This window comes from Actinokineospora sp. PR83 (genome assembly GCF_021056305.1).
Lineage (GTDB): Bacteria > Actinomycetota > Actinomycetes > Mycobacteriales > Pseudonocardiaceae > Actinokineospora > Actinokineospora spheciospongiae.
The window spans coordinates 146746-171596 of the sequence record NZ_JAJCXD010000093.1; the positions used below are offsets into that span (position 1 = coordinate 146746).

6 protein-coding genes are annotated in these 24851 nt (G+C 74.2%); 1 reads left to right on the forward strand and 5 read right to left on the reverse strand.

From position 1 onward, the window contains the following. The 5 genes from L6E12_RS29010 to L6E12_RS29030 form a co-directional block, all read right to left on the reverse strand. On the reverse strand, positions 1-956 hold a 956-nt coding region (locus L6E12_RS29010), incomplete at its 3' end, for an SdrD B-like domain-containing protein (RefSeq protein ID WP_236231106.1). 143 nt (positions 957-1099) lie between these two features. Continuing rightward, complete coding sequence (locus L6E12_RS29015) at positions 1100-2341, reverse strand: MFS transporter (RefSeq protein WP_236231107.1); 1242 nt, start codon at positions 2339-2341, stop codon at positions 1100-1102. Continuing rightward, on the reverse strand, positions 2338-14667 hold the full coding sequence (locus L6E12_RS29020) for a non-ribosomal peptide synthetase (RefSeq protein WP_236231108.1): 12330 nt from the start codon (positions 14665-14667) through the stop codon (positions 2338-2340). Before L6E12_RS29020 ends, L6E12_RS29015 begins: the two co-directional genes overlap by 4 nt. 19 nt (positions 14668-14686) lie before the next feature. After that, positions 14687-22729: a non-ribosomal peptide synthetase gene (locus L6E12_RS29025; RefSeq protein WP_236231109.1), complete on the reverse strand. Its 8043-nt coding sequence runs from the start codon at positions 22727-22729 to the stop codon at positions 14687-14689. An 83-nt stretch (positions 22730-22812) separates the two neighbouring features. Then, the gene (locus tag L6E12_RS29030) at positions 22813-24168 is read right to left on the reverse strand and encodes a serine hydrolase (RefSeq protein WP_236231110.1); all 1356 of its coding nucleotides are present in this window, start codon (positions 24166-24168) and stop codon (positions 22813-22815) included. A gap of 428 nt (positions 24169-24596) precedes the next feature. Between L6E12_RS29030 and L6E12_RS29035 the strand changes: the two genes are divergently transcribed. Beyond that, positions 24597-24806 carry an MbtH family protein gene (locus tag L6E12_RS29035; RefSeq protein ID WP_035278874.1) on the forward strand — a complete coding sequence of 70 codons (210 nt, stop codon included), beginning with the start codon at positions 24597-24599 and terminating at the stop codon, positions 24804-24806. Positions 24807-24851 lie beyond the last annotated feature (45 nt).

The following is a 24851-nucleotide window of genomic DNA, read 5'->3' on the forward strand; positions in this document are numbered from 1 at the left end:
GGGGGGACGCGGACGAAGCTGTCGCGGAGGCTGAAGTAGTCGGAGCCGAAGAGTTCGAGGGACCAGGTGGGGGTGGAGGTGACCTCGGTGAAGGTCAGGCCGTCGAGGCGGCCTGCGGAATAGATGCTGTGGGTGTCGAGGGCATTGCCGGTGAAGGCGGCGGTTCCGGTGAAGGTGACCGTGTCCCCGACGTGGAGGGTGGTGGTGTCGCGGTCGGGGGTGAGGGTGAGGGTGCCGGTGTTGTGGGCCTCGTAGTAGCCGACGTCGGCGGTGGCGGGGGTGGTGGGGCGCACCGAACCGTTGGGGCCCAACTGGAAGGTGAACGTGGGGCCTCGGCCGGTGCCCTGTTCGAAGTCGGAGTCGCGGGTGGGGTCCGCGCCCTGGTGGGCGGGGGATTGGGTGTACATCCGGGCGCCGTCGTAGCCGTCCGCCGACTGGAGGGTGGCCTCGCCCAGGGCGACGTCGTCGATGGTGTAGCGGCCGTCCGCGTTCATGGTGGTGGCGCCGTTGTACACGGTCAGGCCGACGCCTGCGCTGAAGCCCGGTTCGCGGGCCTCCCTGATGCCGTTGGCGTTGAGGTCCTTCCACGACCGGCCGGTGATCTTGCCGCCGCGGGCGCCGAAGTTCGCCCTGGACAGCGTGTCCGCGGTGACCGTGACGCGGCGGGTGGTGGGGGTGCTGAAGCCGTAGTTGTACTGCCTGCCGTCGAGCTGGTAGACGCCCGGTTCCAGGTTCGGGAAGCTGTAGGTGCCGCCCCAGGTTGTCACCGTGCCGGTGATGTAGTTGCCGAACCGGTCCGACAGGGTGACCCACCCGGAGCCGACGCCCGGCTCCACGCCGTTGATCCGCCCGTCGGCGTCGCGGTCGAACCAGACCTTGCCCTCGATGGAGCCGGTGGGGGCTGGGTCCGCGGTGGCCGTGGCGGCCGTGCCTGCGATGAAGGCTGCGATGAGCACGGCTGTGCCGCACGTTCTGAGCTGCATGAGATTTCTCGACTCCCCAGTTGAGAATTCCGGTGTCCCGGTGATCCCGGTACACAGGAAGGCGTGTGGGGAGCCCCCCGGTTCCCCGGGTCCCCCGTCTGGGCTAGTCGGGGGCTTCAGTGGTGGGCGGGTTCCTTCTGGGCTTCGAGGAGGTCGTTCTTGTCGGGGAAGGCGCGCAGCGCGGGACTGATCAGGGCGAGGATGGTGAGGACCGCGATCCCGGCCGTGCACAGCAGGATCACCTGGGTGCCGCCCGCCAGCCCGGCCAGCAGGCCGCCCACCGCGGGGCCCGCCGCCGCGGAGGCGCCGCCGAGGACGGCCATGACGCTGCTGAAGCGGCCGCGCATCTCGTCGGGGGTGAGCAGCAGTTGGTAGGTGCTGATGGTGACATTGGCCGTGGGGGCGAGGAAGGCGATGCCCGCGAGCAGCAGGCCCATCAGGTAGCCGTTGTGGATGAACACGGCCACCGGCGTGAGCAGGGTGAGGGCCACGAAGACGCCGACGATGGACAGGTACGGGGTGAGCAGGCGGTTCAGGGTGGGGGCGGCGAGGGCGCCGAGGAGGCCGCCGATGCCGAACATGGCCGCCATGACACCGATCTCCGCCGGTGAGAGGCCGCGCTGGTGGGCCAGGACGATGATGACGATGTAGAACGCGGTGAAGAAGAAGTTCACCCCGATCAGGCAGGCGGCCGTGGCCCGGATGAACCGCTGGCCCCACACCCAGCGCAGGCCGTGCCCGATCTCGGGCAGCAGCCTGCTCAGGGATGCCTTGGCCCGTTCCTGCGCGGGGGTGCGCAGGAACAGCAGGGCGACGAACGCGAACACGTGCAGGACCATGTCCACCGCGAACGGGACGATCCTGGCCAGCGTGAACAGGGCTCCGCCGAGGGCGGTGCCGGACAGCTGGCCCAGGTAGCCGCGGGCGGCGTTGCCCGCGATCGCGCTGTGCACCTGCTCGGCGGGCACGACCCTGGGCAGGGTGGCGTGCTCGGCGGGTTCGAAGAACGCCCGGCACAGGCCCATCAGCGCCGACGCGGCGATGATGTGCGCCAGCCCGAGCACGTCGAACCACAGGGCCGCGGCGATGCTCGCCGCGGCGAGGACCTGGCCCGCTTCGCACAGCAGCATGACCCGCTTGCGGTCCCAGCGGTCGACGAGCGCGCCCGCGGGCAGGCCTGCGACGAGCTGGGCCGCCGCGCTGGCGCCGACCGCCAGGCCCGAGGCCGCCGGGGAGCCGGTGACCACCAGTACCAGCAGCGGCAGGGCGATGGTGACCGCGTTGAAGCCGACCTCGGAGGCGGCCTGCGCGCCCCAGAGGATGCCGTAGTTGCGGTTCTTGCGGAGAGGGGTGCTCACGGTGCGACCTGCCTGCCACCGGCGGTCGCCGCGATGCGGCGCAGGGCATCGGCGAAGTCGGTCATCAGGGTGGTGATGGTGGCCTCGCGGTAGCGCTCGCCCCGGTAGTGGCAGGAGAAGCCCAGCCTGCCGTCGCGGACGCCGCCGACGACCTCCAGTTCGTGCGCGCCGTGGTCGTCCGGGTCGTGGTCGTGGTCGAAGGTGGGCAGCAGGGCGCGGCACAGGCCGTCATCGGTCGCGGTGGGGCCGTCCCACTGGCCGAGGTAGTTGAACACCATCGCCGTGTTCGGTCCGACCCGCGGGGTGTCGCCGAGGTGGCGCAGGGCGCCGTGGCCGATGCCGTTGCCGGGGACCGCGCGCAGGGCGCGGCGGACCGACTTGACCAGGGCCACCGACTCCGGTGCCAGGTCCGGCGGGACCTCCAGCGCCACCGGGTACAGGGTGGTGAACCAGCCGACCGTGCGGGAGAGGTCGACGTCGTCGAACAGCTCCTCGCGGCCGTGGCCCTCCAGGTCGAGCAGGACCCGCTGCCGCCCGGTCCACCGGGACACCGCCCAGGACAGCGCGGTGAGCAGCACCTCGTTGATCCGGGTCCGGTAGACCGCGGGCACTCGGTGCAGCAGGTCGTCGGTGTCCTCGGTGTCCAGGGTGAACTCGACGCGGGCCGCGCCCGGAGTGGCGTCCGCCGGGGCGTCCGGCGCGGGCAGGGCGGCGTCGGCGGCGTCGGCGTTGACGCCCTGCCAGTGCGGCAGTTCCTCGTCGAAACCGCCGCCGCGGGTGTGTTCGGTGAGGCGTTCGGCCCAGGTCTGGAACGAGGTGGTCTTGCGGCCGAGGTCGATCGGCTCGCCCGCGGCGGCCTGCCGGTGGGCGGTGTCCAGGTCGGCGAGCAGGGTCTGCCACGACACCGCGTCCACCACCAGGTGGTGCACCGCCACGAAGAGCTGCGGGGCGCGGTCCGGTCCGAGGTCGAACAGGGCCGCGCGCAGCAGCGGCCCGGTGGCCAGGTCGACCCCGGACTGCATCCGCCGGGCTACCTCCGCCATCGCCGCGCGCAGCTCCTCACCGTCCAGTTCGGACAGGTCGTGCGTGGCGAGGAGGTCGGCGGACTCGGTGGCGGCGTTGTGCTGGTGCCAGGTGCCGTCCACCCGCTCGAAGCGCATCCGCAGCGCGTCGTGCTGGGTGGTCAGCGCGGTCAGCGCCGACCGCAGCGCGGCCCGGTCCGCGTCCGGGGCCAGTTCCACCAGCACGGACTGGTCGAAGTGCTGCGGGACCGAGCGGTGGTCGAGGAACCACCGCTGGATCGGGGTCAGCACGACCGCACCCTCGACCGCGGACCGGTCGTCGGACTGCTGCTCCAGCGCCCCGGTGACCTCGGCGAGCGCGGCCACGGTGGGGTTGAGGAAGATGTCCTTGGACGTGACCGCGAGACCCGCGGACCGGGCCCTGGCGGCGACCTGGATGCTCAGGATCGAGTCGCCGCCCAGTTCGAAGAAGTTGTCCGTGACGCCGATGCGGTCGTTGTCCAGGACGGTCGCCCACACCTCGACGAGCGCGGCCTCGACCGGGGTGCGCGGCGGCACGTGCTCCGGCGCGGCCTGCTCGGTCGCGTCGAGGTCGGGCAGCTTGCGCCGGTCGACCTTGCCGTTGGCGCTGAGCGGGAGCCGGTCGAGCACGGCGAACGCCGAGGGCACCATGTAGTCCGGCAGGGTGCCGCGCAGGTACGCGGGCAGGGCGTCGACCTGCACCGTCCGGTCCGGGGCCGCCAGCAGGTGCGCGGCCAGGCGGGTGCGGCCGTCGCGGCGGCGGGCGGTGACCACGGCCTCGGCGATGTCGGGGTGCTCGACCAGGGCCGACTCGATCTCCCCCAGCTCCACCCGGAAGCCGCGGATCTTGACCTGTTCGTCGGAGCGGCCGACGAACTCCAGCAGCCCGTCCGCGCGCCAGCGCACCAGGTCACCGGTGCGGTACATGCGGGCACCGGGGACGAACGGGCAGGCGACGAACCGCTCCGCGGTGACCCCCGGCTGCCCCACGTAGCCCCGGGCCAGGCCGGTGCCGACCACGTACAGCTCCCCCGCCACGCCGACCGGCGCCGGGCGCAGGCGGGCGTCGAGGACGAACACCCTCGCCGCGTCCAGCGGGCGCCCGATCGGGGCGACGTCGGCCACCTCGTCGGCCGCGCGCATCGGGTGCGAGCTGGCCATGACGGTGACCTCGGTGGGCCCGTAGGCGTTGACCACGGTGATGCCCGGGCAGGTCTGGAGCACCCGGCGCACGGCGCCGCCGGGGACGACGTCACCGCCCGCGAGCACCTCGGACACACCGGTCAGGACCTCCGGTGCCTCCGTGGCCACCACGCGGAACAGCCCGGAGGTCAGCAGGAGCCCGGTGACCCGCTGCTCGGCGATGACCGCCCGCAGGGTGTCCACGTCCAGCTCCCCCGGCGGGGCGACCACGACGGACCCGCCGCGCAGCAGCGGCACCCACAGCTCGTAGGTGGAGGCGTCGAACGCCAGGGTGGCGTGCATGAGCACCCGGCGCGCGCCGTCGGCGCTGAAGCAGCCGTCGGCGGCGAAGCCGACGATGCCGCGGTGGCTGATCGCCACACCCTTGGGCCTGCCCGTGGACCCGGAGGTGTGCATGACGTAGGCGATGTCGTCGGGGTGCGGGGCGATGTCCGGCGCGGTGTCCGGCCACTGGTCGTCCTGCGCGGCATCATCCACCACGGCGCCGCCCACCACGATGTGGTTGCCGACGTGCGCCGCCGATGCGGTCGGCGCCCACTCCTGGTCGGTGACCAGCACGCGGACGTCCACCCCGGTCAGCAGCTCGCGCAGTCGTTCCACGGGTGCCCGCAGGTCGAGCGGCACGTACGCCGCTCCCGCCTTGAGCACGCCGAGGACCGCGACCACGACCTCCGGGGAGCGGCCGAGCAGGATGCCCACCCGGTCTTCGCGGCGCACGCCCTCGGCCAGCAGCCGGTGCGCGAGCCGGTTGGCCCTGGCGTCGAGTTCCCGGTAGGTCAGCGACACCGCGCCGGAGGCGACGGCGACCGCGTCCGGCGTGCGCTCGCACACCCGGGCGAACGCCCGCACCACAGTGTCCTCATCGGACACGACCGGGACACCCCGCCCGCTCCACTGATCGGTCAGCAGGGCCAGCTCGGCGTCGGGAACCATCGGCAGGTCGGCGACCGGGCGGCCCGGGTCGGCGGCTACGCCGTCGAGCAGGGTGCGCAGGTGCCCGGCCAGGCGCCGCACGGTGGTCTCGTCGAACAGGTCGGTGTTGTAGTTCAGCGCCACGTGCAGCCGGTCGCCGACCTCCTCGAACTGGAACAGCACGTCGAAGCTGGCGGTGCGCACCGGCAGCGGCACCTGCTCGACGGTGAGGTCCGGCAGCGCGATCCGCGAGCGCGGCGTGTTCTGGAGCACCACGGCGGCCTGGAACAGCGGCGTGCGGCTGGGGTCGCGCTCGGGCGCCAGCCGGTCCACCAACTGCTCGAACGGCACGTCCTGGTGGGCGAACGCGGCGAGCACGGTCTTGTTCGTGGTGGCCACGAACTCCGAGAACGGCGCCTGGTCGGGCACGTGTCCGCGTAGCACGAGGGTGTTGACGAAGCAGCCGACCAGCTCGGTCAGGTCGGCCCGGTCGCGGCCGGACACGACCGTGCCCACCGTGACGTCGTCCTGGCCCGCCCAGCGGCCCAGCAGGACCTGGCAGGCGGCCACGAGCGTGGTGAACAGGGTGCCGCCCCCGGTCCGGCCGAGCCCGCGCAGCCTGCCGGTCAGCTCGGCGGGCAGCTCGAAGTCGACCAGCGCGCCGTTGGTGGTGTGCACCGCGGGCCGGGGCCGGTCGGTGGGCAGGTCCAGCGGGAGCGAGTCGGCCAGTTGCCCGCGCCAGTAGTCCAGGTCGGTGTGCAGGGCCTCCCCGGCCAGGCGTTCGCGCTGCCACGCGGCGAAGTCCGGGTAGTGCACCGGCAGCGGCGGCAGGGCGGCGGGCCGGTCGGCGAGCACCGCGCGGTAGCCCTCCGCCAGCTCGTCGACGATCAGCCCGGCGGACCAGCCGTCGGTGACGATGTGGTGCAGCACGATGCTCAGCACGTGCTCCCGGGCGGACACCCGCAGCAGCCGCGCCCGCAGCAGCGGGCCCGCGGCCAGGTCGAACCGGGTGCGCGCGTCCTCGGCGAGCAGCCGGTCCACTTCGGACTCCGGGTCGGCGTGCGCGGAGACGTCGACCACCGGCAGGTCCACCGGGGCGGGCGGGTGCACCACCTGGGTGGGCTTGCCGTCCACGGCCGGGAAGGTGGTGCGCAGGGCCGATTGCCGGGCCACCAGTGCGGTCAGCGCGGTCCGCAGCGCGTCCTCGACCAGTTCGCCGCGCAGCCGCAGCGTCACCGGGGCGACGTGCTCGACGCTGTCGGGGGTGAACTGCTGGAGGAACCACAGCCGCTGCTGGGCGAAGGACAGCGGCGCTCGCTCGCCCGCCACGGCCGGGATGGGCGCGTGGGCCGCCGCGACGACGCCGCGCTGGGCCTGCACGGCCTGGGCGAGGTCGGCGACGGCGGGGGTGGTGAACAGGGCGTGCGGGGACAGGGCGACGTCGAGTTCGGCGCGCAGCCGGGAGATCACCCGGATGCTGAGGATGGAGTCGCCGCCCAGGTCGAAGAACCCGTCGCGGGCGCCGACCCGGTCGACCCCGAGGACCTCGCCGAAGATCCGCGCGATCACCCGCTCGGTCTCGGTGCGCGGCTCCTGGTGCCCCGCCCGCTCGGCCACGACCGGGCCGGGGGCGGGCAGGGCCCGGCGGTTGAGCTTGCCGTTGCGGTTGCGCGGGAGCGCGGGCACCGGCATGAACACCGACGGCACCATGTACTCCGGCAGGCTGGCCCGCAGCACTCCGGTCAGCTCCGCGGCACCGGGTGCGGCGTCCGGGGTGGCGGGGACGAGGTAGGCGACGAGCCTGCGGTGCCCGTCACCGGCGTCGTGGGCCACCACGGCGACCTCGGTGATGCCGGGGTGGGCCAGCAGCGCGGTCTCGACCTCGCCCGGCTCGATCCGGTGCCCGCGGATCTTGACCTGCTCGTCGGCCCGGCCCCGGTACTCCAGGACCAGGTCGGGGTTCCACCTGGCCAGGTCGCCGGTGCGGTAGAGCCTGCTCCCTGGCGGGCCGAACGGGTCGGCGACGAACCGGCCCGCGGTCAGGCCCGGCCTGCCCAGGTAGCCGCGGGCGAGCTGGTCGCCCGCCAGGTACAGCTCGCCGATGACACCGATCGGCACCGGCCGCAGCCGGGCGTCGAGCACGTGCGCCCGGACGTTGCGCAGCGGCAGGCCCAGCACGGGCTTGTCCCCGACGACACGCGCGGAGAGCGCGTCCACGGTGCACTCGGTGGGGCCGTAGAGGTTGTAGGAGGCCGTGTCGGGCAGTGCGGCCAGCTCGCGCCAGAGCACCTCGCCGCACGCCTCGCCGCCGACGAGCAGGACCGACGGGCGGTGCCCGGGGCCGTCGAGCAGCCCGGCGGGCATGAGCTGGCGCAGGTAGGACGGCGTCAGGTTGAGCAGGTCCAGCCGGGCGTCGGTGACGTAGCCGACCAGCGCTTCGGCGTCGAGCCGGATCGACTCGTCGATCACGTGCAGCTCGTGGCCGCCCGCGAGCAGGACGACCTCCTCCAGCGACGCGTCGAAGGAGAACGGGGAGGTCATGGCCATCCGCAGCCGCCCGTGCCCGGCCATGGCCGAGACGCGGTCGTGGCAGAGGTTGGCCAGGCCGCGGTGGTCGACGACGACGCCCTTGGGGCGGCCGGTCGACCCGGAGGTGTAGATGACGTAGGCGGCGTTGTCCGGACGCGGGGCGGGCGGGGCTGTCTCCGGCAGCGCGGCGGTGGCCAGGTGGTCGACGAGGACCTCCGGCACGCCGGGGAGCAGCCCGGCGTCGGCCGCGGTGGTGATCACCCACGCCGGGGTGGCGTCCTCGGTGATCAGCGCGAGCCGCTCGGCGGGCAGCTTCGGGTCGACGGGCAGGTACACCCCGCCCGCCTTGAGGACCGCCAGCAGGGCGAGCACCGCGTCCGCGCCGCGCGGCAGCGCCACGGCGACGACCTGCTCCGGGCGCAGGCCCAGCGCGACGAGGTGGTGGGCCAGCCGGTTGGCCCGGGAGTCCAGTTCGGCGAAGGTCAGCCGGGTGTCCCCGTGCACCAGTGCGGTCGCCTCGGGGTCGGTGGCGGCCCGGGCGGCGAAGGCGTCGGCGAACAGCGCCGTGGGCACGTCGGCGGCGGTGTCGTTGCAGTCGACGAGCAGGGTCTGCCGGTCCGCCGCCGAGAGCCAGGGCAGGTCGCCGAGGGGGCGCTCCGGGTCCGCGGCGATGCCGTTGAGCAGCGACCACAACTGCTCGACCAGCCGCTGCACGGTGTCGTGGTCGAACAGCGTCGGGTCGTAGGACAGCGCCAGGTTGAGCCGGTCGTGCAGGTGCGCGCTCAGGCTCAGCGGGAAGGTGGTGGTGTCGACCGCGTGCACGTCGAGCACCCGCAGCGCGCCGACCTCGGCGGCGTCGCTGAGCGGGTAGTTCTCGAACACCACCATGCTGTTGAACAGGTTCTCCCCGGCGGGCAGGTCGGTGAACGACCGCAGCCGGGCCAGCGAGGTGGCCTCGTGGACGCGCGACTCGGTCTGCTCGGCCTGCAACCGGCGCAGCCAGGACACCGCGGGCTCGGACTCGTCGACCGCGGCCCTGGTCGGCACCGAGTTGACGAACATGCCGACCATCGACTCCACACCCGCCAGCTCGGCGGGCCTGCCGGAGACGGTGGTGCCGAACACCACGTCGCGCTCGCCGCTGTGCCGGGCGAGCAGCAGCGCCCACGCGCCCTGGACCACGGTGTTGACGGTCAGGCCGTTGCGCCGCGCCGTCGCGTCCAGCCGGGCCGACCACTCCGCGTCGACCACGGTCCGCACGGCGGCGGAGGACTCCCCGCGGTGCGCGGGCCCCGGTGTGCGGTCGTAGGGCAGCGGGGTCGGCCTGCCGAAGCCCGCCAGCACCGCACCCCAGTGCTTCTCCGCCTGCTCGGGTGGGAGGGTGCCCAGCCAGCGGACGTACTCGCGGAACGGCCTGCGGGTGGGCAGGTCCGGCGCGCGGCCCTCCAGCAGGGCGGTGTAGCACTCGGCGACCTCGGCGAAGACCTGTGCGACGCTCCAGCCGTCGAGCAGCACGTGGTGGAACGACCACACCAGCACGGCCTCGTCGTCGGTGAGCCGCACGATCGACACCCGGGTCAGCGGCGCGGTGGCCAGGTCGAAGCCTGCCGCGCGGTCGGCGACCAGCAGGTCCGCCAGGTCGCGCTCGGCGTCGGGGCGCGCGCGCCAGTCGTGGTGGGTGACCGGCAGGGGCACGCGCCTGCGCACGACCTGGACCGGTTCGTCGACCCCGTCCCAGGCCAGGTGGGTGCGCAGGGCGGGGGTGCGGTCCACGACCCGCTGCCACGCCTCGGCGAGCAGCGCCGGGTCGCCCATCCCGGCCAGCCGCAGCCGCGCCTGGTCGGAGTAGGCACCGACCTCCGTGTCGACCAGGCTGTGGAACAGCATCCCGGCCTGCATCGGGGTGGCCGGGTAGATGTCCTCGACGTCGCGGCCGTCGGCGGCGATCAGGTCGACCTGGGCCTGCGTCAGCCGGGCGAGCGGGAAGTCCGACGGGGTTGCGCCGCCGGAGCCCGGCTCGGCGCAGTGCGCCACCAGCTCGCGCAGCGCCGCCACCAGGGCGTCGGCGAGGTCGCGCACGGTGTGCTCGTCGTGGACCTCGGTGGAGTAGAGCCAGCTCAGCTCCAGTTCACCGTCCTCGACCATGCCGGTGACGTCGAGCAGGTGCGAGCGGGCGTCGGCGGGCGCGTGGTCGCTGCCGACCGGGGCGCAGCGGGTGCCGAAGAGCCCGGAGTCGGGCGAACCGGTGTCCCACTGGCCGTGGTAGTTGAACCACACCTGCGGCACCGGGTCGGCGGCCAGTGCCGCTCCCCCGGTGCTGAGGTAGCGCAGCGCCTCGTAGCCAAGGCCCTTGCCGGGCACGGACCGGATCTGCTCCTTGACCGACTTGATCGTCTCCGCCCACCGCCCGCGCCCGGCGGGCAGCCGCAGCACGAGCGGGTACTTCGCGGTGAACCAGCCGACCGTGCCGGACAGGTCCACATCGGACTGCGGGGTGTCGGCACCGCCGGGGGCGACCAGGTCCTCGCGGCCGTGGCCCTCCATGCCGATCAGCACCGAGTCGCGCCCGGTCCAGTCGGCCAGCACCCGGCCCAGCGCGCTGAGCAGCAGGTCGTCGATCCGGGTCCGGTAGACCGGCGGGGCCTGGCGCAGCAGGGCGTCGGTGGTGGCCCGGTCCAGCCGCGTGGCGACCACGCGGGTGGAGCCCACGGTGTTGTCGCCGTCGTGGTCGACCGGGAGGTCGGTGGGCACGCCGTCGAGGGCGGTCGCCCAGTAGGTGGCCTCCTCGGCGAACCCGCCGGAGGCGACGTGCTCGGTCAGCCGCCGCGCCCAGTCCCGGTACCCGCTGGTCGTGGGCGGGAGCTGCACGGGGGTCCCGGCGGCGATCTGCCCGTGGGCGGTCTCCAGGTCGGCGAGCAGGATGCGCCAGGACACGCCGTCCACCACGAGGTGGTGCGCGGCGACGAGCAGTCGCGCGGGGCCGGTGTCGTCGGTGAAGAGGACCGCGCGCAGCAGCGGCCCTGCCTGCGGGTCCATCCCGGACTGGGCGGCCACGGCGTGCCGCTCGACCGCCGCGGCCCGGTCCGGCTGCGGAACGGCCGACAGGTCCACTGTGGTCAGCGCGGTGCCCCGGGGGACGTCCACGACGTCCTGCGACCACTGCCCGTCCACCTCGGTGAAGCGCAGCCGGAGGGTGTCGTGGTGGTCCAGGAGCGCGTCGAGCGCCCCGGACAGCGCGGCCGGGTCGACCGGTCCGCGCAGGTTGAGCATGACCGACATGGCGTAGTGGTCGCGGCTGCCGATCTCGTCGAAGAACCAGCGCTGGATCGGGGTCAGCGGGGCCGGGCCGGTCACCCGCTCCGCGGCAGCGGGCGCGGTGGCGGTGTCGACCACGGCGGCCAGCTCGGCGATGCTCTGGTGCAGGAACATCTGCCGGGTGGTGAACCGCAGACCTTCGCGCCGGGCCCGGGACACCACCTGGATGCTCAGGATGGAGTCGCCGCCCAGCTCGAAGAAGTTGTCGGTGACGCCGACCGCGTCCACGCCGAGCACGTCGCGCCACACCTCGACGAGCGCGGTCTCGACCGGCCCGCGCGGCGGCACCCGGTCCTCGGTCGCGGTGGTGGTGACCTCCGCGACGGGCAGCGCCGCGCGGTCGAGCTTGCCGTTCGGGGTCAGCGGGAGCCGCTCCAGCGCCACGAACACCGCGGGCACCATGTGCTCGGGCAGGCCGCGGCGCAGCCAGGTGCGCAGCTCGGCCGGTTCCGGGGCCCGGGCGCCGACGACGTAGCCGACGAGCCGCTGGTGCCCGCCCGCGCCCTCGGACACCACGACCGCGGCGCCGGACACCTCGGGGTGGGCGACGAGCGCGGCCTCGATCTCGCCCAGTTCGATCCGGAAGCCGCGCACCTTGACCTGGTCGTCGGCCCGGCCCCGGTACTCCAGCCCACCGCGGTGGTCCCGGCGGGCGAGGTCGCCGCTGCGGTACATCCGCGCCCCGGGCGGGCCGAACGGGTCGGCCACGAACCGCTGGGCGGTCAGCCCGGGGCGGCCGAGGTACCCGCGCGCCACACCGGGGCCCGCCACGTACAGCTCCCCCACCATGCCCGGCGGCACCGGGTTGAGGTGCTGGTCGAGCAGGTGCAGCCGCAGGTCGGGGATGGGCTCGCCGATCGGGCTGCCGCTCGGGGCGGCCAGGTCGGCCCCGGTCAGCTCGTGGAAGGTGGTGTGCACCGTGGTCTCGGTGATGCCGTACATGTTGACCAGCCGGGTCCGCTCCAGCGGGTGGCGGGTGCTCCAGTCCAGCAGGCGGGCCGGGTCCAGCGCCTCGCCGCCGAACACGACGACCCGCAGCGCGAGGTCCGCGCCGACGTCGGGCTGGTCGCGGTCGGCCGCGGTGAGCTGGTAGAACGCCGACGGGGTCTGGTTGAGGACGGTGACCTTCTCGGTGGCCAGCAGCCGCAGGAAGTCGGCCGGGGACCGGGTGACCGCGTGCGGCACGACGACCAGGGTGCCGCCGTTGAGCAGCGGCCCCCACAGCTCCCAGACCGAGAAGTCGAAGGCGTAGGAGTGGAACAGCGTCCACACGTCGGTCTCGTCGAAGCCGAACCAGGAGTCGGTGGCCGACAGCAGCCGCACGACGTTGCGGTGCGGGACCACCACGCCCTTGGGCTTGCCGGTGGAGCCGGAGGTGTAGATGGCGTAGGCCGCCGCGTCCGGCCCGGCCGGGTTCGGCGCGGGATCGGTGGCCGGGCAGCGCTGCAGGGCGTCGGTGGTCTCCGGCGCGTCGAGGCGCACCACGGGGACCGTCGAGTCCACACCGGACAGCGGAGTGCCGGTGCACAGCATGAGCGCGGGTTCGGCGTCGCCGAGCAGGTAGGCGATCCGCTCGGCCGGGTACTCCGGGTCGATGGGCAGGTACGCGCCACCGGCCTTGAGCACCGCCAGCACGGCCACGACCAGTTCGACCGACCGCGGCAGCGCCAGCGCGACCAGCCGCTCCGCGCCGACACCGCGCTCGATGAGCAGGTGCGCCAACCGGTTCGCGCGCTCGTTGAGCTGGGCGTAGGTGGTGGTCTCCCCGTCCAGCACGACGGCGGTCGCGTCGGGCCTGCGCGCCGCCTGGGCCGCGAACAGCTCCGGCAGGGTGCTCATCGACGTGGCGGGCGCCGGGGGCGCGGTCAGCAGGGCGGCCTGCTCGGCGTCGGTGAGCAGCGCGATGTCGCGCAGCGGGCGGTCCGGGTCGGTGACGACGGCGGTCAGCAGCAGTTCCAGCCGGGCGGCCATGTCGTCGACGGTCTCGGCGTCGAACAGGTCGGTGCTGTGGTTGAAGCGCATGCACAGCTCGTCGCCCTGCTCCTCGAATTCGAGGCTCAGGTCGAAGTTCGCGTTCTCCTGCGCCAGGTCGACCGGTTCGGCCACGAGACCGGGCAGGGTGGGGGTACCTGCGCCCGCGTTCTGCAACACCACCATCACGTCGAACAGCGGGGTCCGGCTGACGTCGCGGGGCACCTTCAGGTGCTCCATGAGGCGTTCGAACGGCACCTCGTCGTGGGAGAAGGCGTCGAGCACCGTGGCGTGCACCGCGCCGAGCAGGTCCCGGAAGGACCGCTGCGAGTCCACTGTGGAGCGCAGGACCACCGTGTTGACGAACAGCCCGGCGAGCTTGGCCAGCTCGGGCTGGTTGCGCCCGGCGGTGACCGTGCCCACGGCGATGTCGTCCTGGCGGGTGTAGCGGGCCAGCAGCGCCTGGGTGGCGGCGACCAGCGCGGTGAACAGCGTGACGCGCTGCCCCACGCACAGCGCGCGCAGGCCCGCCGCCAGCTCGGCGGGCAGCACGCGCTCGCGGGTGGCCCCGGCGCTGCCGCGCACGGCGGGCCGGGGTCGGTCGGTGGGCAGGTCCAGCGGGCGCAGGCCCGCCAGGGCGCGGCCCCAGAAGTCCAGGTGCCCGGCCACGGCCGCGTCGGTGAGCCGCTCCTGCTGCCACACCGCGAAGTCGGCGTACTGCAACTGCGGGGCGGGCAGCGCCGCGCGGGCGGTGTCCGGCGCGGTGCGGGCCGCCGCGTAGAACACGGCCAGTTCCTCGGTGAGCACGCCCATCGTCCACCCGTCGACCACGGTGTGGTGCGCGCAGAGCAGCAGCACGTGCTCGTCGGTGGTGACGCGGGCCAACACCACCCGGAACAGCGGGCCGGTGCGCAGGTCGAACGGCCGGTCCAGCTCGGCGCGCAGCGCGTCGTCGAGCCCGCCCGGGTCGCCGCTGACGTCCAGCAGCGACACCGGCGGCTCGGCGGGCGGGTGCACGACCTGCACGCCCCGCCCGTCCTCGGCGGAGAAGGTGGTGCGCAGCACCTCGTGCCGCTCGACCAGGCAGGTCAGCGCCAGCCGCAGCGCGGGCACGTCCAGCTCGCCGCGCAGCCGCAGGGCGAGCGCGCTGGTGTACTCGGTCGACCCGGGGGTGAACTGGTCGAGGAACCACAGCCGCTGCTGCGCCGACGACAGCGGCAGCGGCCGGTCCCGCGGCGCCGGGGGGATCTGCCCGGTGGCGCGGCGGGCCTGCCCGCTGAGCTTGCGGCGCAGGCGTTCCTGCAGGGCGGCGGGCAGGGCCGCGATGCGGTCCACCGGGTCGGGCGTGGTCACGGCGTCGTCTTTCCCTGGGTCAGTTGCGCTCGTCGCCCGCGGCGGCGGACTCGAGCTCGGACAGGATGGATTCCTCGACCGCGCGGGCCAGGGCCGCGACGGTGTGGCAGCCGATGACCTCGCGCAGCGAGATGTCGACGTCGAAGGTCTCCCGCACCTTGGTGGTGACGTGCAGGCTGAGGATCGAGTCGCCGCCGAGGGCGAAGAACTCGTCGTCGACCCCGACCTCCTCCACCGCCAGCACCTCGGCCCAGATCTCGGCGATCAGCGTCTCGGTGATCGTCCGCGGCGCCTGGTGCTGCGCCACCGACACCTGCTCGTCCGCCAGGGCAGTCACACCGCCACCGACACCGTTGCGGGCCGTGGCCGGTCGCATCGGCTCGCCGAGGGAGTCGAGCAGGGTCCGCAGCGACTGGTACGGGTCGGTCACGGCGGCGTCGAGCAGAACACCCAGGCGCCTGCCCATCTCCTCGACGGTGGCCGCGTCGAACACGGCCGGGTCGTAGGTGAAGGCGAAGGTCAGCCGGTTCCCCGGGTAGACGATCACGCTCATCGGGTAGTTGGTGGTCTCCACCGCCCGCACGTCGCCCAGCCGCAGCCCGTGCTCGGCGGCGGCCTGGTCGTCGATCGGGTAGTTCTCGAACACCACCAGGCTGTCGAACAGGTTGGCCCGCCCGGTGACCCCGCTGAGCCCGCGGAGCTGGTTGAGCGGCACGTAGCCGAACCGCCGCGACTCCACCTGCGCCAGTTGCAGGCGTTGCAGCCACGGCACCAGCCGCGCCCTCGGGTCGGCTTCGGCGAGCACCGGCATGGTGTTGATGCAGATGCCGATGATCTCGTCCACCCCCGGCAGCTCGTCGGGCCTGCCGGACACGGTGCTGCCGAAGCACACCTGCTGCTGACCCGCGCAGTCGGCGAGCAGCAGCGCCCACGCGCCCTGCACGACGGCGTTGCCGGTCAGCCGGTTGGCCCGGCCCAGCTCGGCGACCCGCTCGCTGGTGCGCTCGGAGAGCCGGACGGTGATCCGCTCGGTGGAGCGCTGGCCGTGGCTGGTCGTGGCGACCCGGTCGACCGGCAGCGGGGTGGGCTCGGTCAGCCCGGACAGCAGGCCGCTCCAGTGCTCCCGCGCGGCGTCGCGGTCCTGGCGCCCGAGCCAGGCCACGTAGTCGCGGAACGGCCGCCGCGGCACGGGGTCGCCCGCCCCCGGGTGGCCGGTGAGCCTGGCGTGCTCGGCGAAGACGTCGGTGAGCACCCGGAACACGCTCCACCCGTCGAGCAGCAGGTGGTGGAAGGTCCACACCACCCGCACCTCGTCGGCGGTGAGCCGGGCGATCCGCAGCCGCATCAGCGGGGGCGCGGTGAAGTCCAGCTCCTCGCCGCGGTCCTGGGCCAGCAGCTCGCCGAGCCGCTGCTCGCGCCACGGCTCCGGCTGCGCGGTCCAGTCCTCGTGCGCCACCGGCACCCGCGCGGAGCGGTGCACCACCTGCACGGGCTCGGGGAGGTTCTCCCAGGCCACGGCGGTGCGCAGCACGGGGGTGCGGTCCACGACCCGCTGCCACGCCTCGGCGAGCAGGCCGGGGTCGCCCACCCCGGCCAGCGTGCAGGTGACCTGCTCCAGGTAGAGCCCCTCGCCCTCCTGGGCGAGGCTGTGGAACAGCATGCCGCTCTGCATCGGGGTCAGCGGGTAGACGTCCTCGACCGCCCGGCCGGTGCCGACGACCCGGTCGACGGCGGCCTGGTCCAGGCGGGCCAGCGGGAAGTCCGACGGCGTGCAGCCACCAGCCCCCGGCTCGGCGCAGTGCGCCACGAGCGAGCGCAGCCGGGCGAGCATGGCCTCGGCCAGCGCGCGCACCGTCTCCTCGTCGTGCAGCTCCGCGGAGTGGAACCAGGTGAACTCCAGCCCGGAGCGGTCGGCGCGGCCGACGACCTCCAACTGGTGCGCCCTGGTCGCACCCTGGTCCTCGTCGAGGCCCAGCGGCCCGGCGGGGGCGCTGTAGAGCCCGTCCACCACGTCCGCGGTGTCGAACTGGCCCAGGTAGTTGAACGACACCTGCGCCTGCCCGGTGCCGGTCGTGCGGTCGCCGAGGTAGCGCAGGGCGCCGTGGCCGACGCCGCGGCCGGGCACGGCCCGCACCTGCTCCTTGACCGACTTGAGCAGCGCGCCGGGGTCCTGGCTGCCGGACAGGTCCAGCGCGACCGGGAACAGCGTGGTGAACCAGCCGACCGTGCGGGACAGGTCCACGTCGTCGAACAGGTCCTCGCGGCCGTGGCCCTCCAGGTCGACCAGGACGCGCGGCGAGCAGGTCCAGTCGGCCAGGACCTGGCCGAGCGCGGTCAGCAGGACCTCGTTGACGTGGGTGCGGTACACCGACGGCACCCGGTTGAGCAGCGCCCTGGTCTCGTCCCGGTCCAGCCGGACGGTCACCGAGCGGGTGGAGGCGACGGTGTTGGCGCCCGTGCCGTCGGTGGGCAGGGCCGGTTCGACGCCCGGGCACACCGCGGCCCAGTGGTCGAGTTCGTGGTCGAAGCCACCGCTCGCGGTGTGCTCGGTGAGGCGGCGGGCCCACGCCTGGAACGAGGTGCTCTTCTCGCCCAAGTCGACCGGCTGGCCCGCCGCGGCCTGCCGGTAGCCGGTGTCCAGGTCGGCGAGCAGGATGCGCCACGACACCGCGTCCACCACCAGGTGGTGCACGGCGAGGAACAGCAGCGGCGCCCGGTCGGCGCCCCGGTCGAGCAGCGCCACCCGCAGCAGCGGGCCCGCCACCGGGTCCAGCTCGGCCAGCAGCCGCTCCTTGGCCGCGGCGGTGCCCGCCTCGTCGGCCACCTCGACCCGCGCGAAGACCTGCCCCGCCTCGGACGGGGCGTTGTACTGCCGCCACCCGCCCTGCTCGCGGTCGAACCGGATGCGCAGCGCGTCGTGCTGGGCGAGGACAGCGGCCAGCGCCGCGCGCAGCGCCGCCTCGTCCACTCCCGGGGTCAGCTCCACGTCCAGGTACTGGCTGAACCGCGTCGTGCCCGCCGGGTGGCGCTCGAAGAACCAGTGCTGGATGGGGGTGAGCGGGGCGGCGCCGACGACCAGGCCCTGCTCGGCCGAGGTCGTGGTGGACCCGATCACCGGGGCCAGCGCGGCGACGGTCTGGTGCAGGAAGATGTCCTTCGACGTCAGGTCCATGCCGAGCCTGCGGGCCTCGGCCACCACCTGGATGCTCATGATCGAGTCGCCGCCGAGCTCGAAGAAGTTGTCGGTGACCCCGACCGCGTCGAGCCCGAGCACCTTGGCCCACAGGCCGGTCAGCGTCGCCTCGGCCGGGGTGCGCGGCGCGACGTGGTCGCGGTCGACCGCGCCGACCGCCCGGGGCGCGGGCAGCGCGCGGCGGTCCACCTTGCCGTTCTGGCTCAGCGGCAGCGCGCTGAGCACCTCGAACGACGACGGGATCAGGTAGTCGGGCAGCTCGTCGGCGAGGAACGCGACCAGCTCGGCGGGCATCGGCGCCCGCTCGCCCGGTTCGAACACCAGGTGGCAGACCAGGCGCGCGGAGGCGTCCGGCTGCCGGTGCGCGGTCACCACCGCCTCGGCGACGGCCGGGTGGCGGGTCACGACCTCCTCGACCTCGCCCACCTCGACCCGGAAGCCGCGGATCTTGACCTGGTCGTCGGTGCGGCCGACGAAGCACAGCACCCCGTCACCGCGCCAGCGCACGAGGTCGCCGGTGCGGTACATGCGGGCGCCGGGCTCGAACGGGCAGGCCACGAAACGCTCCGCCGTGGCACCCGGGCGCCCGAGGTACCCGCGGGCCACCCCGTCGCCGGTGATGTACAGCTCGCCGGTCACCCCGGCGGGAACGGGCCGCAGGTTCGCGTCCAGCACGAAGATGCGCATCCCGGTGAACGGGCGGCCGATCGGCGGCACGTCCTCCACCGCGTCGACCGACGGCATCGGGTGCAGGGTGGTGAACGTGGTGGCCTCGGTGGGGCCGTACCCGTCCGCCACGACCAGGCCGGGGCAGGCGGCCAGCACGCGGCGGACCGCGGCGCCGGGCACCACGTCGCCACCGGTCCACACCTGGCGCATCCCGGCCAGGCTGTCCGGGTCCTCCCTGGCGATCATCCGGAACAGCCCGGCGGTCAGCCACATGCCGGTGACCCCGTGCTCGGCCACCATCCGGCGCAGCACGTCGGCGGTGAGGTCGACCGGCGGGGCCACCACGACCCGGCCGCCGCGCAGCAGCGCCACCCACATCTCGTAGGTGGAGGCGTCGAAGGCCAGCGGTGAGTGCAGCAGCACCCGCTCGTGGCCGCCGCCGGAGAAGTGCGCGTCGGCCACCCGCCGGACGATGTCCTGGTGGGTCACCGCCACGCCCTTGGGGGTGCCGGTGGAGCCGGAGGTGTAGAGCACGCAGGCCAACTGCCGCGGCAGCGGCCGGGTGTCCGGGGCGCCCACCGGGGCGTCGGCGCCGGTGTCGACCGAGTCGAGGGTGGGGCCGTCGTGCAGGTCGGCGGCCACGTCGGCGAGCGCGGCGTCGCGGATCACCAGCCGCACCCCCGCCTCGTCGAGCAGCTTGCGCAGCCGCGAGCGCGGGGCGCGCAGGTCCAGCGGCAGGTAGGCCGCGCCCGCCTTGAGCACGGCGAGGACGACGACCAGGTAGTGCGCGGACCGCTCGGCCAGCAGGCCCACCCGCTCCTCCGGTCGCACGCCCGCGGCGACCAGCCGGTGCGCCAGCCGGTCGGACCGCTCGTCCAGTTCGCGGTAGGTCAGCGACTCGGAGTCCCCCACCACCGCGACCGCGTCCGGGGTGGCAGCCGCGACGCGGGCGAACACCGCGGGCACCGAAACATCCACACTGGACTCGTCCGGCCACGGCGAGGACCCGCTCCACGGACCCAGGATCCGCGCGCACTCGTCGTCGGGCATGACGCCGAGTTCGGCCATCCGCCGCTGCGGCGTGGCGGCGACCGCCTCCAGCAGCACGTGCAGCCTGGCCGCGATGCGGTCGACGGTGGCCGCGTCGAACAGGTCGGTGTTGTACTCCAGCACCAGGTTCAACGCGCCGTCCTTGGGCCAGAACTCCACCACCAGGTCGAAGCGGGCCGACGGGCGGGGCAGGTCCTGCTCCTCGATGGCCAGCCCCGCGGCGGTGCGGCTGCCCGCCCAGTCCTCCTGGAGGACCACCAGCGCCTGCACCAGCGGGCTGGTCGCCGCGTCGCGCTCGGGCTGCAACAGGTCCACGAGCCGGTCGAAGGGCAGCTCGTCGTGGGCGAAGGCGGAGAGCACGGTCTCCCGCACCCGCGCGAGGTGGTCGCTGAACGACCGCTCCTCGTCCACGGTGGAGCGCAGCACGACGGTGTTGACGAAGAACCCGACGACCTGCTCCCACTCGGCGCGGTTGCGACCGGAGGTCGCCGCACCGATCGCGATGTCGCGCTGCCCGGTGTGGCGGGTCAGCAGAAGCTGCACCGCGGCGACCAGGTTGGCGAACAGCGTCGCGTCGTTCTCCCTGGCGACGGCGGTCAGCCGCTCGACCAGGTCGGCGGGCAGGGCCCGGCGGCGGATCGCGCCCGCGGACGTGCGCACCGGGGGGCGCGGGCGGTCGGTGGGCAGGTCCAGCGGCACCAGCCCGGCGAGCTGCTCGCGCCAGTAGGCCAGGTCCTCGTCCAGGGTGCCGTCGTCGAGCCGACCGCGCTGCCAGGCGGCGAAGTCCGCGTAGTCGACCGCCCGCCGCAGCGGCGCGGGCTCCTCGCCCAGGCGGAACGCGCCGTAGAGGTCCACCAGCTCGTCGATGAGGATCCGCACCGACCAGCCGTCGGTGATGATGTGGTGCTGGTGCAGCACGAACACGTGCTCGGCGGCGTCGAGCCGGACCAGCAGCGCCCGCGCCAGCGGACCGGTGCCGAGGTCGAACGGCAGCGCGCCGTGCTCGGCCAGCACCGCCTCCAGGGCCGCCGGGCGTTCGGCGGCGGGAACGGCGGACAGGTCGACCTCGCGCAGCGGCAGGTGCCCCGTCGGGTGCACCACCTGCGCGCCGTGTCCGTCGACGGACTCGAACGTGGTGCGCAGCGACTCGTGCCGCCGCACCAGCTCGGCCAGGGCCCGGCCCAGCGCGGCGGTGTCCAGCGCACCGGTGAGCCGCAGGCCGATGCCGGTGTTGTTCTCGGTGCCCCCGGGGGCGAACTGGTCGACGAACCACAGCCTGCGCTGCGCCGAGGACAGCGGCAGCGGCTCGTCCCGCGCGACGGTGGGGATGACCCCGCCCGACCCGGTGGCCGCGCCGCCCGAGACCAGCTCCGCGAGCCCGGCGACGGTGCGGGTGTCGAACACCGCGCGGGCCGACAGCTCGACGCCCAGGGTGCTGCGCAGCCGCGCGAGCACCCGGAATGCCTGCACGGAGTCGCCGCCCACGGCGAGGAAGTCCTCGTGCACGCCGACCGCGTCGACGCCGAGCACGTCGGCCCAGACGCCCGCGATGGTCCGCTCCAGGTCGGTGCGCGCCAGGTCGCCGGTGACCCGCCGGGTGCCCGCGGCGGGCGACGGCAGCGCCGCGCGGTCCAGCTTGCCGTTGGGGGTCAGCGGGAACCGCTCCAGCACGACGAACGCGGCGGGGACCATGTAGTCCGGCAGGGCGGCGGCCGCGGCGGCCCGCAGGTCCGCCACCTCGACCGAGGCGACGTCGCCCACCGGGGTCACGTAGGCGACCAGGCGCTTGACGCCCGGCTGGTCCTCGCGCGGGACGACCACGGCGGCGCTGATCCCGGGCTGCTCGGCCAGCACGGCCTCGATCTCGCCCGGTTCGATCCGGAAGCCGCGGATCTTGACCTGGTGGTCGGCCCGGCCCACGAACTCCAGCTGGCCGTCCGCGCCCCAGCGGGCGATGTCGCCGGTGCGGTACATCCGCTCGCCGGGTGCGCCGTAGGGGTTGGCCACGAACCGCTGCGCGGTCAGCGCGGACCGGCCCAGGTAGCCGCGGGCCAGGCTGGGCCCGGCCACGTACAGCTCGCCGGGCAGGCCGACGGGGACCGGGGCCAGCTTGTCGTCGAGCAGGTGGACCTCGGTGTCGCGGATCGGGCGGCCGATCGGCGTCCCCCGGCCGGGCTCCAGCGGCTCGCTCCAGGTGGCGACCACGGTGGACTCGGTGGGGCCGTAGGCGTTGATCAGGCGCCTGCCCGGCGCCCAGCGGTTCACCAGGTCCGCGGTGCACGCCTCGCCGCCGACGATCAGCGTGCGCAGCCTGGGCAGCGGCACGACCGGCATGGTCGCCAGCGCCACCGGGGGGATCAGGGTGTGGCTGATCTCGCCGTCGGCCATGACCTCGGCCAGCGCGTCGCCGAGCAGCGGGCCCGGCGGCGGCACCACCAGCGCCGCGCCCGCGGGCAGCGACATGCACAGCTCCAGCACCGACGCGTCGAAGCTGGGCGAGGCGAACTCCAGCACCCGGTCGCCCTCGACGACGCCGAAGTGCTCGATCTCGGCGGCGGAGAAGGACGCCAGGCCGCGGTGGGTGACCACCACGCCCTTGGGCTTGCCGGTCGACCCGGAGGTGTAGATGAGGTACGCGGGTTGCGCCGGGTGCCGCTCGGCGGGCAGCTCCGCGGGGTGGACGGGCGTGCCGGGGGTGCGGTCGAGCTCGGCGCGGACGTCGTCGGCGTCCACCAGCACGGCGGTCACCCCGGCGGGGACCGAGGACGCCACGTCGGAGCGGGTGAGCACCAGCACGGGCCGGGCGTCGTCGAGCATGAACGCGATCCGGTCGGCCGGGTAGGTCGGGTCCACCGGCAGGAACGCCGCGCCGGACTTCGCCACGGCCAGCTCGGCCACGATGATGTCGACCGAGCGCGGCAGCGCCAGGGCCACGATCCGCTCCGGGCCCGCGCCCCGGCGCAGCAGCGCCCGCGCGAGCCGGTTGGCCCGGTCGTCCAGTTCGGCGTAGCTCAGCCACCCGCCGTCGTGGATGACCGCCGCCGCGCCGGGGGTGCGCCGGGTCTGCGCCTCGACCAGGTCGGCCAGGGTGCCGGGGGACGCGTGGTCGCCCGCCCGAGTGGTGGTCGGGAACGTGCGCGCGTCGTGCATCGCCACTCCTTTGTCCGAGAGGTGCCGTCTGCGGCCGAGGTCGTGGGTGCCCGCCGGAACCGGTCGGGCACGGGGCAAGGGCGTCAGGGCTGGTGCACCTGCGCCGCGGCGGGGGCCGCGCGGCTGGCCAGGCGGCCGGTGACCTGGAGCCGGTCGACGCGGCCGGTGACCGGGTCGCGGAGGAACCGCCCCTCGTGCGGTGGACCCGCGGAGACGGTGTCGTGCATGGTGAAACCGAGGTCCGGGCGCAGCCGCAGGACCGCCACCGCCACCCCGTCGACCGCGAGGCTCAACTGGTCTCCGTCGTCGCCCACCAGGTACTCGGTGGCGCCGTTGCGGTAGCTGCCCACGCACTCGGCGGGCGGTGGGTGCGGGGGGCCCTCGGGGGGCAGCCGCTGGTCGGCGACGGGGATGCCGAGCGCGCGCAGCTCGCCCACCAGCGCGCGCCAGAGCGCGGCACCGGTGCTGGCGTTGGTCACCAGCGCCACCACCGCGTCCTGCTCGGGCTGGATGCGCAGGTGGGCGGAGGTGCCGTCGCCGGTGCCGTCGTGGCCCCACCACGTCGGGCCGTCGTCGGTGAACGCCGCCAGCCCCGGGCCCCAGCCCGCCGCCAGCCCGTAGGGCTCGGCCGCGGGGGCGGGTTCGCGCATCGACCGGGCGGTCGCGGCGGGCAGGAGCCCGTCGAGGTCCGGGTCCGCGGCGGCGGCTTCTGTGTGCAGTCGGGCGAAGGACACGAGGTCGTCGGCGCTGAGCGCGAGCGCGCCCGCGGCGGCCTCCGCGGCCGACAGCGTCTGCCGGACCGGCCTGGTCCGGCCGTCGAGCCCACCGACGACGTGGCCGGGGGCGAAGTCCTCTTCCGCGGGGCCCGCCCCGACCACGAACGCCGGGCGGATGCCCAGCGGGGTCAGCAGGACGGTCCGCACCGCTTCCGCCCAGGACATGCCGGTGACGTCGCTGATGAGGTGGCCCGCGAGGACGTAGCCCGCGTTGGAGTAGGAGAAGCCCGTGCCGGGCGGGAGCACGAGGTCCGTCGAGCGCGCGTGCTCCACCAGGTACCGCAGGGGCGAGGCGGTGTGCGCGGGGTCGGTGGCGCCCGCGGCGGCCAGCCCGCCGGTGTGGCTGAGCAACTGGCGCGGCGTCGCGGCGGCCACCGGGTGGTCCCGTAGCTGGGGGACGTGCGGGCCGATCGGCTCGTCGAGGTCGAGGTCGCCGTCAGCGGCCAAGATCATCACCAGGGTGGCGGTGAACGCCTTGGTGATCGAGGCGATCGGGAACCTGGTCGCGGCGGCCACCGGGCGACCGCCCTCGTGGCGGTCACAGCCGGTCACCACCGAGGTGGTCGCACCCCGCCACCGCACGGTGAGGGCGGCGCCGGGTACGCGGTGTTCCCCGGCGAGTTCGCCGAGCAGCGCGGAAAGGTTGCGAGAATCAACGGACATGTCAAGTCTGTCTGCGTCTGTCGTATCGAACTGTTCCGGCAAGGGATCGCCACTCCGTGGGTGTGAAGGACATGTGCACGTCCCCTTCCACTCGACGCACTCGGGGGATCAGCCCATCCTGGTGACCGGCGGAGGAATTTGCTACCGCCGATCGGAGCAACATTTCCTCCTCATTAAGTCGGGCCGGACGCTCGTTTTGTCGTAAATAACCAACGACCACGAGCGGTTTTTCGTGTGCTGTCGCGCACGACCTCCCGCGCGTCGAACCACAATTCACCGGCGGCAACACCCGAAGACGTTCCCGGCTCGTCTCACCGACAGGTCGCACACCGCACGGCGACTTCGCTACACTTCACCGTCCCGCTGTCGAAGCGGTCGAAACCCCTCCCCGCACCGCTCCCCGGAAACCAACAGAAGGATCTCGCGCGATGAGCAACCCATTCGAATCCGATGACGCGAACTACCTGGTGCTGGTCAACGACGAGGGTCAGCACAGCCTGTGGCCGGAGTTCGTCGACGTCCCGGCGGGCTGGCACGTGCGCCGGGGTCCGGACAGCAGACAGGCCGCGCTCGACTACATCGAAGCCGAGTGGACCGACATGCGACCTGCGAGTCTGCGTGCGGCCATGGGGGCGTGACCACCGCTGCGGGCCGCGGCGGCCCGGGCGCGCGACGCCCGGGCC

What these genes read in the sequence shown, in the direction of transcription:
- L6E12_RS29025 (WP_236231109.1), bottom strand. Translation starts at nt 22,729, where the DNA reads ATGCACGACGCGCGCACGTTCCCGACCACCACTCGGGCGGGCGACCAC.
- L6E12_RS29030 (WP_236231110.1), bottom strand. Translation starts at nt 24,168, where the DNA reads ATGTCCGTTGATTCTCGCAACCTTTCCGCGCTGCTCGGCGAACTCGCC.
- L6E12_RS29035 (WP_035278874.1), top strand. Translation starts at nt 24,597, where the DNA reads ATGAGCAACCCATTCGAATCCGATGACGCGAACTACCTGGTGCTGGTC.